Source organism: Stappia sediminis, from assembly GCF_009826895.1.
GTDB lineage: Bacteria > Pseudomonadota > Alphaproteobacteria > Rhizobiales > Stappiaceae > Hongsoonwoonella > Hongsoonwoonella sediminis.
On record NZ_WUMV01000001.1, the window covers coordinates 21,383 to 41,256 of the forward strand.

Here is a 19,874-nt window from a genome sequence, read left to right on the forward strand (position 1 = left end):
CTCCAAGGAAAACGCCGAGTGACGAACCTGAAGATGAAGGCCAATCGTTTCCTGTTCGACCATGACTTCGCCGCACCCGCAGCGCCGGCGGCTCCCGTGGAGCCGGTGGAGCCGGAAATTCCGACGATCACCGTGCCCGAGCATGAGGCTCTCATGGCGAAGGCGGAGAAGAAAGCTTTCGAACGCGGACGTCAGGAAGGGCGAAAGGAAGCTGCGGATACGACCGAAAGCCGCCTGGGCGTCGAAGTTTCAAACCTCGCCAGGCAGGTCGGCGAGCTGATTGGCGAAATCGACCGGATGAAGGGTGAGCAGGAGAAGGATGCGATAGCGCTTTCGTTTCTCGTTGCCCGTCGCCTGGCGGCACATCTGATCGCCCGCGAACCGCTGGGAGAGGTGATTGCACTGGTGTCCGAATGTCTTGGTCCGTTGCGCGAGGCGCCTCATCTCGTGATCCGGGTGCGCGACGGCGATGTTGAAGACCTCAAGACGCGTGTCGATCCGATCGTCCACGAAAAGGGGTTCGAAGGGCGCCTCGTCATTCTTGGCGATCCCGAGATCGAACGCGGCGACTGCCGCATCGAATGGGCCGATGGCGGCATCGTGCGCGACCGCAAGACGGTCGAGCGGCAGATCGATCAGGCGGCGAAGCGCTACTTCGCCGCCCGGACGAACGCGGCGGGCGATTCTGCCGGGCAAAGCGAATTCTAGACTGAGGAGTGAACCGGGCCATGGCCGATACCGAAAACATGGAAAGTGGTTTCCCGCTCAATGAACTGGAAGGCGCAATGATCGCGCCCGGAACCGGGGAGGATGATCAGTCCCAGGCGAAGGGGGCGGCGGACCTTGAAGCCGTGTTCGATGTGCCGGTGCAGATCTCGGCCGTTCTCGGCCACTCGCGCATGCATGTGTCCGACCTTCTGAAGCTTTCCTCCGGCACGGTGCTGGAGCTCGATCGCAAGGTTGGCGAGGCGATCGACATCTATGTCAACGACAGGCTGGTGGCGCGCGGCGAGGTGGTCCTCGTTGAAGACAAGCTCGGCGTGACCATGACGGAAATCATCAAATCCGATCGCTGATCGGGAAGCTGGAGAAAGATCATGCGACTGCTCATCGTCGGAACGCTAGGCGGTCAGCTCACGGCCGCATCGAAAATCGCAATGGATCGGGGGGCGAGCGTCACCCATGCGCGGACGGTCGACGAGGCGTTGACGATCCTGCGCTCCGGGCGCGGGGCGGATCTCCTGATGATCGACGTGATGCTGGATGTCGCCCGGCTGGTCGGTCATCTCCAGCGCGAGCGCATCCACCTGCCGATCGTCGCCTGCGGTACCGAGACGGATGCCAATGCTGCCGTCAATGCAATCCGTGCTGGCGCTAAGGAATACATCCCCCTCCCGCCTGATCCCGAACTGATTGCCGCGGTTCTTGCGGCGGTCGCGCAGGAGCGCAACTCGATCATCTATCGCGACGAGGCGATGGCGTCCGTTGTGCGCCTTGCCGAGCAGATTGCCCCGTCGGATGCGTCCGTTCTGATCACGGGCGAATCGGGAACCGGCAAGGAAGTGATCGCCCGCCACGTCCACAGCCGTTCCTCGCGCGCCGACAAGCCGTTCGTTTCCATCAACTGCGCGGCGATCCCCGAGCAGCTTCTGGAGTCGGAGCTTTTCGGCCATGAGAAGGGCGCGTTCACAGGGGCGGTCGCCCGGCGCATCGGCAAATTCGAGGAAGCCAACGGCGGCACCCTGCTGCTCGACGAAATTTCGGAAATGGATGTGCGCCTGCAGGCGAAGCTTCTGCGCGCGATACAAGAACGCGTTATCGACCGTGTGGGCGGCACGCGCCCGGTTCCGGTCGATATCCGCATTCTCGCGACATCGAACCGGGATCTCGCGGAATCCGTGCGCAACGGTACCTTCCGCGAAGATCTGCTGTTTCGCCTGAACGTCGTCAATCTCAAGCTGCCGCCGCTGCGTGAGCGGCATTCGGACATCATGGAGCTTGCGGCCCACTTTGCCGCGCATTATTCCGAGGTCAACGGTTTGCCCAGGCGTCGCATCGGCGAGGATGCCCGGCGCGCTCTCCTTACGAACCCCTGGCCCGGCAACGTACGCGAGCTGGAAAACACCATGCATCGCGCCGTGCTTCTGGCAAGTGGCGAGGAGATCGGCGTCGCCGCGATCATGACGCCGGACGGCGTGCCCATGACGGGCAATACCGGGCCCGCGGCTCATGCCGCGCAGACGGCGGAAGCTGTCGCCCGCACCATGGTCGGGCGTACCGTGGCCGATGTGGAGCGTGAGCTGATCCTCGACACCCTCGACCATTGCCTCGGAAATCGCACACACGCTGCGAAAATCCTCGGTATCTCGATCCGCACCTTGCGCAACAAACTCAATCAGTACTCCGGCGAAGGCCTCAGCATTCCGGCGCCGGGCGAGGCTCGCCTGGCGGCTTACTGACCGGCAGGGCTGAAAAACAACAAAATACTTCAAGGCGTTTTGACAGGACCACACCATGAGCGATGTGACAGCGGGCGAAACGGCACCTGTGCCGCGACAGGCGAAGGCCGTTCGGGCGGCAGGCGGCGGGCTACAGGCAATTCCCGGCGTGTCGGAACTCTGGAATACCCTTCGCAATGGCGATATCGCGCTCGCGCTTGGCGTCATGACGATCATTATCCTGCTGATCCTGCCGATGCCGCCGGTGATGCTGGATATCTTTCTCGCGATTTCGATCGTGTTTTCGGTCCTGGTCCTGATGACGGGCCTTTTCATCCAGCAGCCGCTGGAGTTTTCATCGTTTCCGACCGTGCTGTTGATCGCGACCATGTTGCGCCTTGCGCTGAACCTCGCCTCGACACGGCTGATCCTCGCCAACGGCCATGAAGGAACGGGCGCGGCCGGCCATGTGATCGAAGCTTTCGGCAGCTTCGTCATGGGCGGCAATTTCGTCATCGGCATCATCGTCTTCGCGATTCTCGTGATCGTCAATTTCATCGTGATCACCAAGGGTTCCGGCCGCATCGCCGAGGTTGCCGCCCGTTTCACCCTCGATGCGATGCCGGGCAAGCAAATGGCGATCGACGCGGATCTTTCGGCCGGCCTGATCGATGAAGGGGAAGCGCGCACCAGGCGCAAGAACCTGGAAGACGAAAGTTCCTTCTTCGGCGCAATGGACGGTGCCTCGAAGTTCGTCCGCGGCGATGCGATCGCCGGTCTCCTGATCACCTTCATCAATATCGTGGCGGGCATCATCATCGGTGTGGTGCAAAAGGAGCTTTCGTTCTCCGACGCCGCGCATACATATACGCTTCTGACGATCGGTGACGGTCTCGTCTCCCAGATTCCGGCGCTCATCGTCTCCACCGCCGCGGGCCTTCTCGTTTCCAAGGCGGGCGTGCGCGGTGCAGCAGACAAGGCGCTGTCGAGCCAGCTTTCCGGCTATCCGAAGGCACTTGGCATGTCTTCCTTCGTCATGGTCATCCTGTCGGTGCTGCCCGGCATTCCCATGATCCCCTTCTTGGGCCTTGCCGGTCTCACCGGGTGGCTTGCCTATCGCTCCACCAGGCAGATGCAGGAAACGGCGAAGCAAGAAGCGATGACGCAGCGCATCGCCGCCGCCTCCAGTGAATCCGAAAAACCGGCCGAGCCGCCGATTTCCGAGACGCTGAAAATGGACGAGCTCAGGGTGGAACTCGGCTATGCGCTTCTGCCGCTCATCAAGGGGGAGGGGCCGGAAGGCGACCAGCTGACCGAGCAGATCAAGGCGCTACGACGCCAGATCGCGAGCGAGATGGGCTTTGTCATGCCGCCGGTGCGCATCCTCGACAACATCCAGCTCGGCGCAAACGATTACGTCATCAAGGTCAAGGAGGTGGAATCGGGCAAGGGCCAGCTCTTTGCCAAGCACTACATGGTCATGGACCCGCAGGGCGGACAGGTAAAGCTGCCGGGCACTCATACGACGGAGCCGACTTTCGGCCTGCCGGCAACCTGGGTGGAAAGCCAGTACCGCGAGGATGCGGCGCTGCGCGGATACACCGTCGTCGATCCCGCCACGGTGCTTGCCACCCATCTGACGGAGACTATCCGCTCCAACGTCGCGGACCTTCTGAGCTACGGCGATGTCCAGAGGCTCCTGAACGAGATCGAGGGCGAGCAGGCCAAGCTGATCGAGGATATCGTGCCCTCGCAGATCACCGTTTCCGGTATCCAGCGCGTGCTACAGACGCTGCTTGCCGAACGCATTTCCATCCGCGACCTGCCGACGATCCTCGAAGGTATCGCGGAGGCGTCCGGCTATACGCGCGATCCGGTTTCGATCGCCGAGCAGGTGCGCACCCGCCTTGCCCGCCAGATCTGCGCGGCCAACATGTCGCCCGCCGGTTACCTGCCGCTTATCGCCATGTCGCCGCAGTGGGAGCAGGCGTTCCTTGAATCCATCGTGGGCGACGGCGACAACCGTTCGCTCGCCATGGCGCCGTCCAAGCTGCAGGAGTTCGTGCAGGCAGTGCGTGAAGCCTTTGAGGAAGGCGCCAAGCTGGGTGAAGTGCCGGTTCTTCTGACCTCGCCGCAAACGCGCCGCTTCGTGCGCTCGATCGTCGAGCGTTTCAGGGCACATACCACGGTAATGAGCCAGAACGAGGTTCACCCGCGTATCCGGCTGAAAACGGTAACTTCCGTATAAACGATGACGGCCGGGATATTACCCGGCCGTCTTTTTCTCCCGCCAATTCTCGGTTATCAAGCGGCATGAACACGCGGCCCTGGCCTTGAGGCGGCCAAATAGGAATTTCATTCGGAAACGATATGGAAACGCAGATTTTCGACCTGAATGGCTATACGGACCTGCCTTCCGGCAAGGTCGCCAGCATCGTGACGTATCTCGATATGCACGCGCGCCCCTTGCTCAGGTCGGAAGATCGCCCGGATCTGCGGCTGGAAAGGATCGAGAAGCCGGATCTGGTGGAATACCGCAAGCTATTCCGTCGCATCGGCGAGGATTGGCTTTGGTTCGGTCGTCTGGTGATGGACGATGCGGAGCTTTCGCGGCTTTTTGCCGAACCTGCGCGCGAGCTCTATTTTCCGATGTCGGGACGTAACGCCTTGGGCGTGCTCGAGTTGAATTTTGCCGATCCGAAAAATGTCGAACTCGCCTATTTCGGGCTCGTGCCGGAGGCCATCGGCGGCGGCGCCGGAAAGTGGCTGATGAAAAAGGCGCTCGATATCGTCTGGTCGCGGCCCGAGACCGAGCGCCTGTGGCTTCACACCTGCACGGCGGACAGCCAGCAAGCGCTCGGCTTTTATCGCAGCGTCGGCTTCAAACCCTACAAGCGGGCGATAGAGATCGCCGATGATCCGCGACTGAAAGGGCTTCTGCCGGAAGCGTCCGCCCCTCATTTGCCGTTGATCGGCGAAGATCCCGAAGCCTGAAGCTTCCTATGCAGCCGGGCTCATTCGCTCCGGAAACGCGGAAAGGATCGCCTCCCGGCTTGCCTCCAGTACGCCGCGCTCGGTAATCAGGCCGGAAACGAGGCGCGCCGGTGTTACGTCGAACGCCGGATTGGCCGCGCCCGATCCGCTGGAGACGACCTCGATCGTTCGAATCTCGCCATCTTCTCCACGTCCAGTAATATGCGTGACCTCGCGGTTGGAGCGCTCCTCGATAGGGATTTCCCTGATGCCGTCCTCGATCGAGAAGTCGATCGTCGGAGAGGGCAGGGCGACGTAAAAAGGTACGCTGTTGTCCTTGGCCGAAAGCGCTTTCAGATAGGTGCCGATCTTGTTGCAGACATCGCCGCGCAAGGTCGTGCGATCCGTACCGGTGATGACGAGATCCACCTGCCCACGCTGCATCAGATGGCCGCCCGCATTGTCGACGATCACCGTATGCGGAACTCCGTGGTGGAACAGTTCCCACGCCGTCAGGAAGCCGCCCTGGTTACGTGGCCTCGTTTCATCCACCCAGACGTGAACATCGATCCCCCGGTCATGCGCCGTATAGACCGGTGCGGTCGCCGTGCCCCAGTCGACGGTCGCAAGCCAGCCGGCGTTGCAATGGGTCAGGACGTTGACGGGTTCGCCCGGCTTCTTCGTTGCCGCGATTTTCTCGATCAGCGTCAGCCCGTGCGCCCCGATGGAGCGGTTGATTTCGACATCCTCCTCGCAGATCGCCGCTGCCTCCCGGTATGCCACGGAAAGCCTGTCGGCTTCGGGAAGCGGCAAGAGGAGCTTGCGCATGCGCTCAAGCGCCCACCGCAGGTTGATCGCCGTTGGCCGTGTTGCGTGCAGAACTTCATAGGCCTCGGCGAGGCGCTGGTCGGATGCGTCCTCGCGAAGCGCCAGGCAGAGCCCATAGGCGGCGGTGGCGCCAATCAGCGGTGCGCCCCGCACCTGCATGACCCTTATGGCATGGGCTGCATCCTCCAGCGTGCGCAGCGTTGCCGTTTCGAACGCATAAGGAAACTTCGTCTGGTCGATGATCTCGACCGACCAGCCGTCCGGGTTGAGCCAGATGGTTCGATAGGCCTTGCCGTCGACTTTCATCTCTCGCCCTCCGCTGTGACTTCATTCATGGATTGCCGCCGCGATTGTGCCGACAATGGCTCGGTCTTCTTAATCAGAGATTTCAGGTGCGACTCAGCACAAAGATGCTGAAAATCCCACGCGAAAGCCTTAATTTCTGTTAACCATAAACATAGCTTTGTCCGTGGATGACTCTTCGTGACGGATTCCGTCGCCTTAACAGATGCTGGCACTATGGTAATCCTAATCATTAAGAGTCTGTTTACCTGAATCGATTCGGGCGCTGGAGCCAGAGACCGACATGACCAATTCCCGTGACAACGTCGTACCCCATGCGAAGGTACGTAGCCTGCGCGAGGCGATCCGCAAGGTTAGAATGGCGGAAGTCGAGCGCACGGATGTCGTCGTGGAACTTCAGGAATCGGAAAAGGCGCGGCTTGAGCTTCTGGCCGAGGAGCTCCAGGACGTTTTTCAGGAAGTGCCTGAAGACGACGACCAGTTCTCCTTCCAGATCGTTCCCGGCACGCCTCCGCGGTTGTGGATCGATATTACCGGCCATGTGGTCATGGGCCGGGACAAGCGCATCTACCGCTTTATCAAGGACACGCGCATCGGCCGCACGGTCATTCTGGAAACGGAAGACCTCGACGACATGGCCGACTGCATTACCGAATATATCGCGGAGCGTGTGCTGGAACGCGAAAGGGTGGTCGAAGGAGACTGGCTCGCCAAGCGCCTGCGCTCGAAGCCGGAGGAGAGGGCCGCCGCCCAGTCCGAAAATACGCCGCAGCCCGTGCCTAACGTGCGCGGCGTGTGGGGGCCCTTCGTCGCTTTCGCCATAGGCCTGCTGGTCGGGATCGTGGGGCTGGTCGGTTTCGCGTGGTACGCCAATCCGATCAACTGACGCTGGCCGCGCGCGGATAGTCCATCGAAGGCACGTCGATATCGAATTCGTCCAGCGTTTCTATGGCACCGTCTTTTTCGGTGAAGCCCCTCTCGACCATCCCGCAGCGCCAGCTGCCCGGTTCGCCCGAAATCCGGAAAAGGTTATAGCGCGACGGTGGGCGCCTGCCGCCCGGCACGTTGGATGCCGAAGGCACGCAGATCACCGGAACATCGCCGTTCGGCCCTTCGATAGCCGCTTGCGTCGCCATGTGCGTGTGACCGTGCAGCACAAGCTCGCAGCCGCCAGCCTTGATTGCGGCACGCACGCGCGAAGCGTCCGTCAGGCGTTTCACCCAGGCGGTCGCCTTCACGCCGGGCGGGTGGTGGATCAGCAGGATGCGGAAAAGGCCCTCTTCGCCAAGCTGCTTGAGCACGGGGTGAAGCCTGCGGGTCTGTTCGGTGCCGATACGTCCGGTCGCAAACCACGGGCCGCTGGCCCGCGCGGTGGAAACGCCGACCAGCGCAACGGGGCCACGGCGCCTCACGAATGGAAAGCCCACTTCGGTTTCGCCGTCGCCTGTCATATAGCTTGCCCATGCATCGGTCGCCTTTCGGATCGCGCCCGGCACATAGGCATCGTGATTGCCCGGAACCACCGTGACATCGTCGCTGGGGCCGATGCGCTCCAGCCAGTCGCGTGCCGCGGTGATTTCCCGGTCAAGCGCGATATTCACAAGATCACCTGTTACGGCGATGTGATCGGGCGCATGCGAGTGCACGTCACCGACCAATTGGTCGAGATAGGTGCTGCGCATCGAGCGCCCGCGGTTGCGCTGCCAGTTGACGTAGCCGATCACCCGCTTCGACAAAAGCTCGCGGATGCGCGGATCGGGCATGGGGCCGAGATGCGGATCGGAAAGATGGGCAAGGGTAAACATCGCGAGCCCATCATTGAGCCGAGGCGCAAGCCGTCAAGCAAAAAAACGAAGGCACCGCCCCGGACGGGGGTGCGGTGCCTTTCGTACGCAATCGTTTGATTTGCCCGTGCGGGCAGATCAGTTGGCCGCGAAAGTATTCAACGCGGCGGCAATGCGCGGATTCGAAAGATCGACGGCGGGCTTCCAGTTGAAGCGGCGCTTGCGACGCGAGTTGAACAGGCTGGAGAACATGAAAGCCTCCTTGAGCTTTTCTGGTGTCTTGGGATCGGATACGGCGTCTGTACGTCTTGTGAGCATCTGCTGCTCAATTTCTGTGCTTCTAGATAAGGATTTTTCTTGCGCCAACCAGCGCTATTTTCGCGTAGCTCCCATGCGCGCGCCGCATGGTGGGTTAACATCTGCGGTACTAGGTGGGGGTATTATCGTTTTTGGATGGAGAGAGGTTGCGGATGCCGGGAGATGACGTGAAGCCGCTTTCAAGCCGACTCCTGCGCAGGGTTTTGCTGACCGCCAGCCTGATGCGCCGGGCGGTAACGCTTGGCGTTCGGCTGGCCGTTCATGACGAGCAGGGGCGGATCCTCCTCGTTCGTCATACCTATCTGCCGGGTTGGTATATGCCGGGCGGAGGCGTGGATCTTGGTGAGACGGCCGCGGATGCCGGCAAGCGCGAGCTTCGTGAGGAAGCCGGTCTCGAGGCCACGGCTCCACTCGATCTTTTCGCCCTTTACCACAACAGGATGGGTGGACGGCGCGATCATGTCGCTCTTTTCACCGTATCCGCATTCAAGGAGACGCAGAAAGCGTTTCGGCCAAACCTTGAAATTGCGGAGGTGGGTTTCTTCGATATCGCGAAGCTGCCGGAGAACATCACGCCCTCCACCTTGCGCAGGCTGGATGAGCTGTCGGGAAAGGCGCCGGTTTCCGATATCTGGTAAAAAGCCCTTCCCCGCGTCTTCTCATGCGGCCAGTTTCTGGCGCTGATGGGGGAGCGTCAGGTCGATATCCGGGCCGGCCGGCACGATCCGCGTCGGGTTCAAGCTTTCGTGCGAGCCGTAGTAATGTTGCTTGATTGCCGCGAAATCGACTGTCTCGGCAACGCCTGGAACCTGATAGAGCTCACGCAGGTATCCGAAAAGGTTCGGGTAGTCGGCGATCCTGCGAATGTTGCACTTGAAGTGTCCATTGTAGACGGCGTCGAAACGCACAAGCGTGGTGAACAGGCGCCAATCGGCTTCCGTAAGCCGCTCTCCGGTCAGATAGCGCTTGCGCGATAGCCGGTCTTCCAGGAAATCCAGCGTGTCGAACAGTGCCGTCACCGCTTCGTCATAGGCGTCCTGCGTTCTTGCGAAACCGGCCCTGTAGACGCCGTTATTGACCGTTTCATAGATGAGGGTGTTGATCCCGTCGATCTCCTGGCGCAGCTCTTTCGGGTGGAAATCGAGCGAGGAATCGCCCCAGGCATCAAAGGCCGAATTGAACATGCGGATGATCTCCGCGGATTCATTGGAAACGATCGTCCTGCTCTTGCGGTCCCAAAGTATGGGTACGGTCGCCCGTCCGGAGTAATTCGGATCGGCTTTGACGTAGATCTGCCAGGCCGTTTCCGCACCCGTTACGGGGTCGGGTTCTGATAAAGTCCAGCCGTTTTCCAGCATCAGCGGCTCGACGGCATTCAGCGTGACGATCTCCTCCAGCTTCTTCAGCTTGCGAAAGATAATCGTCCGGTGCGCCCAGGGACAGGCGTGGGAAACGATGAGGTGGTAGCGCCCGGGCTCGGCCTTGAAGCCGCCATCGCCCGTCGGCCCCGGCGCGCCGTCCTCGGTCACCCAGTTACGGAAGGAGGACGCCTTTCGCACGAACCGCCCATCCGAAGAACTTGGCATCGCCCCGTCGGTAAGCCATTCGCCGTTTGAAAGGTAACCCATGTCGTTCTCCCGCGCAGGTTTGCCGTACTCACTACCACCTAAGGGAGAAATTAGCGCGATCAACCGTGTGAAAACGCCGTTCAGGAATGGTGAACGGTCGATGTCCTGAAACTTGCGGAATGCGGCAGGGCGCGACCGAAGTCACTTTACGGGTCTCGTGGCCCGTGCTATCGGACTTCCGCGCGCCGGATTTGCCGGCTGCCATATGAGCGATGAAACGGATAGAGCCGAACGATGGCCTGGGCGTTCGAACAGCGACGACGAAGCCTGCGACGAGGATTTTCCTCGCGTGCACGCGTTGTCGCGGCCTGAACCTGTCGCTCGATCCCATGTGATGTTTCTTCACGTCCAGCGGTTTCGACGGGTTGCGATTCCCCGATGAGATCTGATCGATTGGATGTGAAAGAAATGAAGCCGATACCCTTCCTTGTCCGGCTGGAAACGCCGGAAGACGATCCCGTTATCGACACACTCCACGAAGAGGCTTTCGGCCCGGGCCGTTTCGCGCGCACGGCATTTCGCCTGCGGGAAGGGATTGCCCATGATCCAAGGCTCAGTTTCGTCGGTATGTCGGGCGGGCAGGTCGCCGGCTCGGTGCGGTTGACGCCGATCGCGATCGGATCGGCGAAAGCCCTCCTGCTTGGTCCCTTGGCGGTATCGCCGCGTTTCAAGAACAAGGGCATAGGCCGCGCGCTGGTCAGGACAGCGCTTCAGGCGGCGAAAGAACTTGGCGAGGCATATGTGCTTCTGGTCGGCGATGCGCCCTATTACGGGCCTCTCGGCTTTGAGCAGGTGGCCTTCGGTTCGATCACGCTCCCCGGCCCTGTGGACCCGGCGCGCGTACTCGTTGCCCCACTTGCCGGCGGGCAGATGCCGGAAGGCCCGGCGCAAGCCCGCAGCCGTAGCTGACGGGCCGGTTCGGGCTTGGTCAGCGGCCCTCGCGATACCACAGGAACGAGACGGCGCCGAGAAGGATCGCCAGGCCCAGGAAGCCGCTGAAAAGCTGATAGCGGTCGATGCCCTTCAGCACGCTGGCATCGGTGGATTTGAGCCCGATCCAGCCGTTGCCGGCGAAATCCTTCGCCCGGCTCAGGGGAACCACGCGCGGGACCTGCAGGTTGCCGTCCTCGTTACGCAGGCGCATGGTTCCGCCGCCGGTTGCTTCCGTGAGCCCGGAAAGCTTGTCGGTTGTCGAAAGAACGTCGGTGAACTCGCGCGGGTTCGGCGGGCCCACATGCACAAGGGCCTTGTGCGTGCCGTCGTCGGCGGCATAAAGCCCAAGATCGGGTGCAGGCGCCGATGCGCGCCACAGCCCGGGTTCCGCTTCCGTCGGCGTCAGAACGCGCGTATCGCCGTTTGGCAGCGTCAGCACGATGTCGCCTACGGTTTCTCCCACCGTCTGGCGCTCGATAATCACTTCCGCGCCTCTTGTCGAAAGTCTGAGCGCCTCTTCCTCGAGATCGGGTTCCTTCATCAGCCAATGGGCAAGCCGACGCAGGAGCGGCACATGCGGCCCGCCACCCTCATAGCCACGCGCCCACAGCCATACATGGTCCGACAGAAGCACCGCGACGCGGCCTTCTTCCTGCCGGTTGAGGACCAGGAGGGGCCGGTCTCCCGGTCCCGTCATCAGCGTTTCGCCCTCCTTGATGGAGCTTTCGACAAGGCGGAACCACCGGCTCCAGTTCGCGGGATCCCCTTCGGAGCCCGGAAGTCCGCGCGTGACCGGGTGGCGTGCGCCGATTTCCGAAATGGCTGCCTTGTACGGCTCTTCCCAAAGCTGCCCGGTAGGTTCCGCCGGCAGGACGGTTGAAAGCGGGGTGCGATAGATGCTGCCGCTGTCCGCATAGTCCGGGCCGCTCGCGATCAGGATCGCGCCGCCTTCCTTCACATAGCGCGCGATGTTGTCGAAATAGAGCAGCGGCAGAACGCCGCGCCGTACGTACCGGTCGAAGATGATCAGGTCGAATTCGTCGATTTTCACCGAGAACAGCTCGCGCGTCGGGAAGGCGATCAGCGAAAGCTGGTTGATCGGCGTGCCGTCCTGCTTGCTCGGCGGGCGCAGGATCGTGAAATGCACGAGATCGACAGATGCGTCGGATTTCAGAAGGTTACGCCAGGTACGCTCCCCCGCGTGCGGGCTGCCGGATACGAGCAGCACGCGCAGGTTCTCGCGAATACCTTCCACCGTCACGACGACACGATTGTTGACGTCGGTAAGCTCGCCTTCCAGCGGCTCCGCCTCGAACTCGAAGATATTGTCGCCGCCGCTTGAAATCTCCACCGGGATATCGATCGTTTGTCCCGGAACGACCCGCTCTTCGCTCACCACTTCCCCGTTGCGCCGCACGGTAAGTCGCGCGCGGTCTTGCGGCACGTCCACGCCACGATCATGCAGTTGCAGCGTGACGACCTGCTCGGAGCCGACGAGGCCGAAACGCGGTGCCTTCCCAAGCGCGAGACGGCGGTCCATTTCGTCGGCCCTGCCTGTGATCAGGCCGTGGACGGGTGCATCGAAGCCGAGGGTCTCGGTCTTTTCGGGCACGTCGTGAACCTGGCCGTCGGTAATGAAGATCGCACCGCCGACACGCTCCGGCGGAACATCCGCAAGCGCTTCGGAAAGAGCGCCGAAAAGCGCGGTTCCGTCGGTCGCGGCACTTTCGCCCCTCCCGGCGCGGATCGTCCTGATTTCGAAACCCGGAAGCTGGCCGAGGCGGTTTTCAAGTGCCATGCGAACCTCTTCGGCGGTCGCCTTTCGTTCGCCGAGATCCTGGCTCTGGCTGTTGTCGACGACCAGCGCGACCACGCTGGACAGGGGCTCCCGGTCTTCCCGCTCGATGGCCGGGCCGGCCAGGGCGAGAAGCAAAAGCGCAAGCGCAATTGCCCTCAGCCACCATGCCCTGAGGCCGAGGAGCGCGGAAATCGCCACCACGACGAGCGCGATCGCGCCCGCCGCGATCAGGACCGCGAGCGGTATGAGAGGGTCGAAGGAGACGGACCAGAGCACGCGTTCGTTTCCCTATTGTCCCAGGCGTTCCAGAAGTGCCGGGATATGCACCTGATCCGCCTTGTAGTTGCCGGTCAGCGCATACATCACGATGTTCACTCCCGTGCGGTATGCATATTCGCGCTGCAACGGATCGGCGGGAACGGTCGGATAAAGATAGGCGCCGGTCTCGTCGGTCGCCCATGCGCCGGCGAAATCGTTTCCGGTGATCATGATCGGCGATACGCCGTCACCTGCGACCACGGGCCGTCCGCCTGCCTGGTTGCCGTGTTCGATCGCTTCGACCCACAGCGGGCTTCCCGTGTAGCGTCCGGGGAAGAAGTCCAGCAGGTAAAACGCCTTGGTAAGAACGTGATCTGGCGGAACCGGTTCGAGCGATGGCAGGTCGAGATCTTCCAGCATCCGGCGCAGGTGCGCGCCGTTTTCGGTCGTGCCGAAAGCCTGCAGCCCGGCGCTGAGCTGGTCCCGCGTGTCGAAGAGTATGGTGCCGCCATTGCGCATATAGGCGTCGATGCGGGCCATCGTCTCGCTCGAAGGGACCTGCATGGCGGTGGTGACCGGCCAGTAAAGCAGCGGGAAGAACGCAAGCTCGTCGCGGGTGATGTCGATGCCTACGGGCGCTTCGGGCTCAAGTGCGGTGCGCTGGGTGAGGTAGCGCGAAAGCCCGTAAAGCCCGGCCTGGCTCGCTGCATCGACTTGCGCATCTCCGGTGACGACGTAGGCGAGGCGCGTATCGAGCGTGGCGTCGAGCGCGAACAGATCGTCGGAGCTTTCCTGCGCCTTGAGATCGGTTGGCGCGGAAAGCGCGAACACCCCCGCGATCAGGAGCGCGGCCGTCCTGCCGGACACCGCCTGCCGGATCCGGTCGTACTCTCCGCGCAGCGCGAGCATGGCGATCGCATCCGCAAGAAGCAGGGCGAGCGCGATCAGCAGGAAAAGTGGCATCAGGTCGGTCGGTCCGGCGGTCGGGTAGGCAAGGCGTTCCATTCGGGCCTCGAGTGGCGACAGGTCGATCGGCTCCAGCTTATCCCCATTGTCGAGCAGATTGAGAGCGCGAAATGCGTCGTCCGCTCCGTAAAGGCCCGGCGGATGCTTGCGGCTCGGCGCGGTTTCGCCGATCCCTTCCGCCGGAATCGGGAGGGCGTCATTGCCCGGCTGCGTCAGGCGCCCGTATCCGTCGAGAAGCCTGAGCGGGGGAAGCATGGGGCTGGTGGACGCGGTTTCGCTCGCGGAACCTTGCGTTTTTTCGCCCGTGCGCGCCACATCCGACGTGGCGACGATCCGCCGGAGCATTTCGACGAATGATCCGGTCAAGGGAAGATTGGACCAGATGGTATCCGCCGTCACATGAAACAGAACCACCCGGCCGTTCCCGCGCCCGGCGGCGGTCACAAGGGGCGTCCCGTCGGCAAGGACGGCCCAGGTCCGGTCGGACAGGTCCGGGCTGGGTTCGGCCAGAACCTGCCGGTTCACCGTCACGTCGGAGGGGACATCGAGCCCGGCGAGCGGAGAGCCCTCGGCAAATGCGGCGAGCGATTGCGGTTCGTCCCAGGAAAGGCTTCCCCCAAGCGTCCTGTCCCCGGTTCTGAGCCGCGTCGGTATGAGATCGTCCGTGCCGCCAGCCATCCTGGGTCCGGCAAAGCGCACCAGCGTGCCGCCGTTTTCGGTCCAGCCGGCAAGCGTCTCTTCCGCGGTTGCCGGCAGGCGGCCCACATCTGCAAGCACGAGCACCGATACGCCGCTGTCGATCAGCTCGGGAATGGCTTTCGCGAGATCGCTTTCGCGCGGGATCCGCAGTTCGGCGAAAGGCTCGAGCGCCCTGCGAAGATAATAGAGCGGCGAAAGCAGCGGCTGCGCGAGGTCTGACGAGGTGCCGGCGATCAGGCCGACCGTGCGCCTCCGCCAGCGGTCGTCCAGCAGCTGGGTTCCGGCGGCGCTCTGCTCGCCCGCAACCTCGAGCCGGGCGACATCGTTCCTGAGTTCGACCGGCAGTTCGAAGCGGGCTTCGCTCTGCGTCGTTCCCGGATCGAAGAGCGCTTGCGCCTGGGAAAGCACACGGCCTTTAAGATCCAGCGCGCGAACGTCGACGATCTCGCTTCCTTCGGCGCTATCGCGGCGCAAGACCGTGGTGGTGAGCGCATCCGCATCGTTGCGCGCGCCGGCCAGCGCTGTCGGCAGGCTCAAGCTGCCGTAGACCGTTATCGGCGCATCGCCCGACATTGCATCAAGGTCGCGCACGAAGGTGTCGCTGCTTTGATCGCTGAGATCGTCGGTCAGCCAGATGACGGCGCCGGGAGGTTGCTCCAACGCGGCTGAACGCAGCGTCACGGAAAGACCCGCGCGTTCCGTCGGCCAGGCGCGGGGTTCAAGCGCCCTCAGCCTTTCTCCGGCAACGGCGGCGGCATCGGGAACCAGCGGCTGGTTCGCCCCGTCCGCGGTTGCCGCGAAAAGGACGGCGGTTCCCTGTGTCCCTGCGGTCTCGATCAGGCGCGCGGCCAGTTCGCTTTGCGCTTCCCAGCTTTTCGCCGAGCTCCAGCCGTTATCCACGATCAGCCATAAGGGGCCTTCCTCGGGAACCACGTCCGCGGCGGGTTTCCATACCGGCCCCGCGAGCGCGATAATGAGGGCGGCGGCGAGAAGCAGCCGCAAGAGTGTCAGCCACCAGGGGCTTTTTTCCGGCGTCTCCTCGCGTTTTTCGATCTCCAGCAAAAGCCGGGTCGGCGGGAAGGAGACCTGCCTGGGGCGCGGCGGCGTCAGGCGCAAAAGCCACCAGATGACCGGCAGCAGGATCAGGGCCGACAGGACCAGAGGGGCTGTGAAACCGAGAGGCATTACCCAGGCCTCCCGGCGCGGAGCGTCTCCAGATTGCCGCTCAGGCTGCTATGGAGGGCAAGCAGCGGCTCGGATGCGGGACGATCGGTATGGTGGATGGTGAACGTCCAACCGGCTCGCCTTGCCAGTTCGGAAATCGCGGCGCGGTGCGCTTCAAGGCGTTCCTGGTACTCCCGCTTCCAGTCTTCGGCGCGGCCCGTGGTCAGCCGCGTTCCGCTTTCCGGATCGCGGAATTCCGTTCGTCCGGTAAAGGGAAACGTCTCCTCGATCGGGTCGAGAACCATCACCAGATGCCCGCGCGCGCCTGTCGCGGCGACGTTGCGGATCCATTCGCTCACCTTGTCGATCGGGTCGAGAAGGTCGCCGATCAGCACGACTTCGGAAAACCGGCGGATGTCGATGGTTTCGGGAAGGGAAACAGGGTGGCTGATGTGTGTGAGCGCGGTGGCGATGCGCTCTGCCGCGTGCCTGTCGGATGTGGGGCGGCGTATTCCGGGCAGGCCGATGCGCTCGCCGGTTTCCGCCAGAAGTTCGGCAAGGCCCAGAAGCAGCACCAGCGCCCGGTCGCGCTTGGAGACCGGCGACAATCGCGACCGGAAGGCCATGGAAGGTGAAAGATCCGCCCACAGCCAGACCGTATGGGCCGCTTCCCATTCCCTTTCGCGCACATAGAGGTGGTCGTCGCGCGCCGAGCGTCGCCAGTCGATCCGTTTCATGGGTTCGCCGGCGATGAAGGGGCGAAACTGCCAGAAACTTTCGCCGGGACCCGCGCGCCTGCGCCCGTGCCAGCCGACGACGACCGAGTTGGCCACTTGCCTTGCTTCCACCAGAAGATCCGGCAATGCATCGGCAAGCTCGCGCGAATCCGCCAGGATCTGCGGCCATTGCTGCTGATCGATCCCTCGATTGACGAATGCGGAGTCGGTATTGGCTGCCATCGGCGAAATTCCCGCTCGCGTTAGCCGATCCGCCCCTTCAGGCGGCTGATCAGGTCGCGGATCGTGTGGCCGTCCGCGCGCGCGGCGAAGGAAAGGGCCATGCGGTGCTGCAGCACCGGTTCGGCAAGCGCGATCACGTCGTCCACCGACGGGGCGAGGCGCCCGTCTACGAGCGCGCGGGCGCGAACCGTAAGCATCAGCGCCTGGCTTGCACGCGGCCCCGCACCCCAGGCGAGCAGCTTGGACACCTCGTCCCCCTCGATTTCCGGCCGCGCGGCGCGCACGAGTTCCAGAATAGCCTCGACCACGCTCTCGCCGACGGGCATGCGGCGCACGAGCTGCTGGAATTTCTCAAGCTCCTTGGCGTCGATGACCCGGCTTGCATGGGCTTCGTCCGCGCCCGTTGTCTCGACGAGGATGCGCCGTTCCGCTTCACGGTCGGGATAATGCACGTCGATCTGCATCAGGAAGCGGTCGAGCTGGGCTTCGGGAAGCGGGTAGGTGCCTTCCTGTTCCAGCGGGTTCTGCGTCGCGAGCACGTGGAACGGGCGCGGCAGGTCGTGGCGCTGGCCGGCAACGGTCACGTGATATTCCTGCATCGCCTGCAGGAGAGCCGATTGCGTGCGCGGGCTCGCGCGGTTGATTTCGTCGGCCATCAGGAGCTGGGAGAAGATCGGCCCCTTGATGAAGCGGAAGGAGCGCGTGCCGTCCGCCGCCTGGTCCATGACCTCGGCGCCCAGAATGTCGGATGGCATCAGGTCCGGGGTGAACTGTATCCGGCTTTCGCCAAGCCCAAGCACGGTGCCCAGCGTTTCGACGAGCTTGGTCTTGGCAAGTCCCGGAACGCCGACGAGAAGGCCGTGGCCGCCGGAAAGGATCGTGACCAGCGTTCGCTCGACCACGCTTTCCTGGCCGAAGATGACGCGGCCGATCTCCTCGCGCGCGGCGATTATGCGCTCAACCGCGCTTTCGGCCTCCTGCACGATCGTCTCGGTGTCGCTCTCGCCTGTTCCGGTTACAGCGCTCATCGTTTCTTCGTCCCCTGCTTTCCGGATCTGGCCGCGGGGCCTGGCGCCCGCGCCGTCTCGCTTCTTCAAATCGGGCGACTCATTGCGTCGTTCCCGCAGTTTGGCACCATCCGCGCCGGTGCATAAGCCACGGCGCGGGAAAGATGGTGCCTTGCATCTTTGCGGCAAAACCCGATCTCATGACAGGGTATGGGCCAAAACAAGGCAAGAACAATGGAGGCGGGGCGAAAATCGCGATGTCCGATGCTGAAATGATGCGCGGCGAGGAGCTTCCTCCGGGTCTTGCCGCCCTTGTCGAAAGGGCTGGAAAATCCGGCCGCGGCATACCTCCGGTAGAGAAATGGCACCCGTCCTTTTGCGCCGATCTCGATATTCGCATCGCCTCCGACGGGCGCTGGTACTACCTTGGATCGCCTATCGGGCGCGAACCGCTGGTGCGTCTTTTCGCCTCGGTCCTTCGCAAGGACGGCGACGGCCGCCACTATCTGGTGACGCCCGTCGAAAAAATCGGGATCACCGTCGAGGACGCGCCATTCGTGGCGGTGGAGATGCATGTCGGGGGAAGCGGGAAGACCCAGCGCATGACGTTACGTACAAATGTTGGTGATGTCGTCGAGGCGGGGCCGGACAATCCGCTCCGCTTCGCGCTGGAAGGCGGAACGGATGGCCTGAAGCCTTACGTGCTTGTGCGCGGGCGGCTTGAGGCGTTGTTTTCGCGTCCTCTCCTCCATCAGCTTGCCGAACATTTCGAGGAAGAAGACGTCGGCGGGCGGAAGATGTACGGCGTTTGGAGCGGCGGTACATTCTTTCCCGTCGCCACCGTGGACGAGCTTGCCGCCCAGGGAGAAACGGCGTGATCGTCGACGGGGCGGACAGGCGCGGCGACGGGAGCGGGCTTCTCGGCAAGAAGCTGACGGCACAGGCGTTTCGCCTGCGCGCCCGCGAGCGGCTGTCGGCGCTTTCGCAGGCGGATGCCGGCGATCACATCCTGAACCCAGGCAGCAAGCGTTTCATCGACCGCAAGGGCCCTTTGAGGGATGCCGCCGTTCTGATCGCCGTGGTCGACCGCGGCGCGAACCCGACCGTGATCCTGACCCAGCGGACCGAGCACCTCCCCTCCCATGCCGGCCAGATCGCCTTTCCAGGCGGCAAGATCGACCGGGGCGACGACGGTCCCCTTGCCGCCGCCTTGCGCGAGGCGCATGAAGAAGTCGGCCTCAGGCCGTCCTCCGTGGTGCCCGTCGGGTCGCTGCCGAACTATCTTACCGGCTCCGGCTACAAGATCGTGCCGATCATTGCTGTCGTGCCGGCGAACCTGACGCTTGTTCCAAATCCGGGAGAGGTTGCGGATGTCTTCGAAGTGCCACTCGCTTTTCTCATGAACCCGGCCAATCACCAGCGCCACAGCCGGGTATTCCAGGAGGAAAAAAGGTATTTCTATGCCATGCCTTACGGTGAGCGTTATATCTGGGGCGTGACGGCCGGAATCATTCGGCTGCTTTACGATACGGTCTACGGGTAAAGTCGTCTCTCATGCTCAGGGTTGTCCTCACGCATCTCTTCCTGTTTCTCATCCCTTTCATCGCCTATGCGTTCTGGCTGTGGATCAACAAGAAGGCCCAGACGTCGCAAAACTGGCGCGAGGGGCCGATGGCATGGCTCGCGTTTGCCGGGGTGGTGATCGTCTCCGCCAGTCTCGTATTGCTGGCCACATTCGAGCGTTCGCCGGAAGGCAAGACCTACATGCCGGCGGAAATCCGCGACGGCGAATTCATTCCCGGACATTACGAGTAGGGC

General features: G+C 62.8%; 19 protein-coding genes. 11 read left to right on the top strand and 8 right to left on the bottom strand.

The genetic code is table 11. The annotated features are described in order from the left end of the window. The first annotated feature begins 18 nt into the window (after window positions 1-18). From GR183_RS00115 to GR183_RS00135, 5 genes are all read left to right on the top strand, one after another. Window positions 19-708, top strand: a complete 690-nt coding sequence (locus tag GR183_RS00115; protein WP_208999706.1) for a FliH/SctL family protein — start codon at window positions 19-21, stop codon at window positions 706-708. Between the two features lie 20 nt (window positions 709-728). Then, entirely contained in the window at window positions 729-1,076 is a 348-nt protein-coding gene (gene fliN, locus GR183_RS00120) for a flagellar motor switch protein FliN (protein WP_160773559.1), read from the top strand. Window positions 1,077-1,097: 21 nt separating this feature from the next. Then, window positions 1,098-2,459, top strand: a complete 1,362-nt coding sequence (gene flbD / locus GR183_RS00125) for a sigma-54-dependent transcriptional regulator FlbD (protein WP_160773560.1) — start codon at window positions 1,098-1,100, stop codon at window positions 2,457-2,459. A 55-nt stretch (window positions 2,460-2,514) separates the two neighbouring features. Further along, window positions 2,515-4,686: a flagellar biosynthesis protein FlhA gene (gene flhA, locus GR183_RS00130; RefSeq protein WP_160773561.1), complete on the top strand. Its 2,172-nt coding sequence runs from the start codon at window positions 2,515-2,517 to the stop codon at window positions 4,684-4,686. 122 nt (window positions 4,687-4,808) lie between these two features. Continuing rightward, entirely contained in the window at window positions 4,809-5,432 is a 624-nt protein-coding gene (locus tag GR183_RS00135) for a GNAT family N-acetyltransferase (RefSeq protein ID WP_160773562.1), read from the top strand. A gap of 6 nt (window positions 5,433-5,438) precedes the next feature. Here the strand turns inward: GR183_RS00135 and mtnA are convergent, their stop codons facing one another. Continuing rightward, window positions 5,439-6,545, bottom strand: a complete 1,107-nt coding sequence (gene mtnA / locus GR183_RS00140; protein WP_160773563.1) for an S-methyl-5-thioribose-1-phosphate isomerase — start codon at window positions 6,543-6,545, stop codon at window positions 5,439-5,441. A 280-nt stretch (window positions 6,546-6,825) separates the two neighbouring features. Here mtnA and GR183_RS00145 point away from each other — a divergent pair, with 280 nt between their 5' ends. Then, entirely contained in the window at window positions 6,826-7,428 is a 603-nt protein-coding gene (locus GR183_RS00145) for a hypothetical protein (protein WP_160773564.1), read from the top strand. Here the strand turns inward: GR183_RS00145 and GR183_RS00150 are convergent. Continuing rightward, window positions 7,421-8,347 carry a metallophosphoesterase family protein gene (locus GR183_RS00150; protein ID WP_160773565.1) on the bottom strand — a complete coding sequence of 309 codons (927 nt, stop codon included), beginning with the start codon at window positions 8,345-8,347 and terminating at the stop codon, window positions 7,421-7,423. The genes GR183_RS00145 and GR183_RS00150 overlap by 8 nt on opposite strands. Window positions 8,348-8,464: 117 nt before the next feature. Then, window positions 8,465-8,692: a hypothetical protein gene (locus tag GR183_RS21630; protein ID WP_202395779.1), complete on the bottom strand. Its 228-nt coding sequence runs from the start codon at window positions 8,690-8,692 to the stop codon at window positions 8,465-8,467. Between the two features lie 104 nt (window positions 8,693-8,796). Here GR183_RS21630 and GR183_RS00155 point away from each other — a divergent pair, with 104 nt between their 5' ends. Beyond that, window positions 8,797-9,282 (top strand): NUDIX domain-containing protein, encoded by a 486-nt coding sequence (locus GR183_RS00155; protein WP_160773566.1) that lies wholly within the window; start codon window positions 8,797-8,799, stop codon window positions 9,280-9,282. A gap of 21 nt (window positions 9,283-9,303) precedes the next feature. On the opposite strand, the gene GR183_RS00160 is transcribed toward GR183_RS00155, so the two are convergent. Beyond that, complete coding sequence (locus GR183_RS00160) at window positions 9,304-10,272, bottom strand: glutathione S-transferase family protein (RefSeq protein WP_160773567.1); 969 nt, start codon at window positions 10,270-10,272, stop codon at window positions 9,304-9,306. Between the two features lie 408 nt (window positions 10,273-10,680). On the opposite strand from GR183_RS00160, the gene GR183_RS00165 reads away from it, so the two are divergent. After that, window positions 10,681-11,181 (top strand): GNAT family N-acetyltransferase, encoded by a 501-nt coding sequence (locus tag GR183_RS00165; protein WP_160773568.1) that lies wholly within the window; start codon window positions 10,681-10,683, stop codon window positions 11,179-11,181. 19 nt (window positions 11,182-11,200) lie between these two features. On the opposite strand, the gene GR183_RS00170 is transcribed toward GR183_RS00165, so the two are convergent. Genes GR183_RS00170 through GR183_RS00185 form a run of 4 tightly spaced genes read right to left on the bottom strand, consistent with a single transcriptional unit; the run spans window position 11,201 to window position 18,077 of the window. Then, window positions 11,201-13,279, bottom strand: a complete 2,079-nt coding sequence (locus GR183_RS00170; RefSeq protein ID WP_160773569.1) for a hypothetical protein — start codon at window positions 13,277-13,279, stop codon at window positions 11,201-11,203. A gap of 12 nt (window positions 13,280-13,291) precedes the next feature. Further along, on the bottom strand, window positions 13,292-16,111 hold the full coding sequence (locus GR183_RS00175; protein WP_160773570.1) for a DUF4159 domain-containing protein: 2,820 nt from the start codon (window positions 16,109-16,111) through the stop codon (window positions 13,292-13,294). Further along, window positions 16,111-17,049, bottom strand: coding sequence for a DUF58 domain-containing protein (locus tag GR183_RS00180; RefSeq protein ID WP_160773571.1), 939 nt, complete (start codon window positions 17,047-17,049; stop codon window positions 16,111-16,113). Before GR183_RS00180 ends, GR183_RS00175 begins: the two co-directional genes overlap by 1 nt. 20 nt (window positions 17,050-17,069) lie before the next feature. Further along, window positions 17,070-18,077 carry an AAA family ATPase gene (locus GR183_RS00185; protein WP_160773572.1) on the bottom strand — a complete coding sequence of 336 codons (1,008 nt, stop codon included), beginning with the start codon at window positions 18,075-18,077 and terminating at the stop codon, window positions 17,070-17,072. A 236-nt stretch (window positions 18,078-18,313) separates the two neighbouring features. Between GR183_RS00185 and GR183_RS00190 the strand changes: the two genes are divergently transcribed. The 3 genes from GR183_RS00190 to GR183_RS00200 are packed head-to-tail and all read left to right on the top strand — an operon-like array spanning window position 18,314 to window position 19,871. Next, window positions 18,314-18,934: a DUF1285 domain-containing protein gene (locus GR183_RS00190; RefSeq protein ID WP_244313569.1), complete on the top strand. Its 621-nt coding sequence runs from the start codon at window positions 18,314-18,316 to the stop codon at window positions 18,932-18,934. Beyond that, window positions 18,931-19,599: a CoA pyrophosphatase gene (locus GR183_RS00195; protein WP_312846751.1), complete on the top strand. Its 669-nt coding sequence runs from the start codon at window positions 18,931-18,933 to the stop codon at window positions 19,597-19,599. The genes GR183_RS00190 and GR183_RS00195 overlap by 4 nt, the downstream gene beginning before the upstream one ends. Before the next feature lie 11 nt (window positions 19,600-19,610). Further along, complete coding sequence (locus GR183_RS00200) at window positions 19,611-19,871, top strand: DUF6111 family protein (RefSeq protein ID WP_160773573.1); 261 nt, start codon at window positions 19,611-19,613, stop codon at window positions 19,869-19,871. The last annotated feature ends 3 nt before the right edge of the window (window positions 19,872-19,874 follow it).

Excerpts from the sequence above, each read along its gene's own strand:
- fliN (WP_160773559.1), top strand. The coding sequence starts at position 729 with ATGGCCGATACCGAAAACATGGAAAGTGGTTTCCCGCTCAATGAACTG.
- flbD (WP_160773560.1), top strand. The coding sequence starts at position 1,098 with ATGCGACTGCTCATCGTCGGAACGCTAGGCGGTCAGCTCACGGCCGCA.
- flhA (WP_160773561.1), top strand. The coding sequence starts at position 2,515 with ATGAGCGATGTGACAGCGGGCGAAACGGCACCTGTGCCGCGACAGGCG.
- GR183_RS00135 (WP_160773562.1), top strand. The coding sequence starts at position 4,809 with ATGGAAACGCAGATTTTCGACCTGAATGGCTATACGGACCTGCCTTCC.
- mtnA (WP_160773563.1), bottom strand. The coding sequence starts at position 6,545 with ATGAAAGTCGACGGCAAGGCCTATCGAACCATCTGGCTCAACCCGGAC.
- GR183_RS00145 (WP_160773564.1), top strand. The coding sequence starts at position 6,826 with ATGACCAATTCCCGTGACAACGTCGTACCCCATGCGAAGGTACGTAGC.
- GR183_RS00150 (WP_160773565.1), bottom strand. The coding sequence starts at position 8,347 with ATGTTTACCCTTGCCCATCTTTCCGATCCGCATCTCGGCCCCATGCCC.
- GR183_RS00155 (WP_160773566.1), top strand. The coding sequence starts at position 8,797 with ATGCCGGGAGATGACGTGAAGCCGCTTTCAAGCCGACTCCTGCGCAGG.
- GR183_RS00160 (WP_160773567.1), bottom strand. The coding sequence starts at position 10,272 with ATGGGTTACCTTTCAAACGGCGAATGGCTTACCGACGGGGCGATGCCA.
- GR183_RS00165 (WP_160773568.1), top strand. The coding sequence starts at position 10,681 with ATGAAGCCGATACCCTTCCTTGTCCGGCTGGAAACGCCGGAAGACGAT.
- GR183_RS00175 (WP_160773570.1), bottom strand. The coding sequence starts at position 16,111 with ATGCCTCTCGGTTTCACAGCCCCTCTGGTCCTGTCGGCCCTGATCCTG.
- GR183_RS00180 (WP_160773571.1), bottom strand. The coding sequence starts at position 17,049 with ATGGCAGCCAATACCGACTCCGCATTCGTCAATCGAGGGATCGATCAG.
- GR183_RS00185 (WP_160773572.1), bottom strand. The coding sequence starts at position 18,077 with ATGAGCGCTGTAACCGGAACAGGCGAGAGCGACACCGAGACGATCGTG.
- GR183_RS00190 (WP_244313569.1), top strand. The coding sequence starts at position 18,314 with ATGTCCGATGCTGAAATGATGCGCGGCGAGGAGCTTCCTCCGGGTCTT.
- GR183_RS00200 (WP_160773573.1), top strand. The coding sequence starts at position 19,611 with ATGCTCAGGGTTGTCCTCACGCATCTCTTCCTGTTTCTCATCCCTTTC.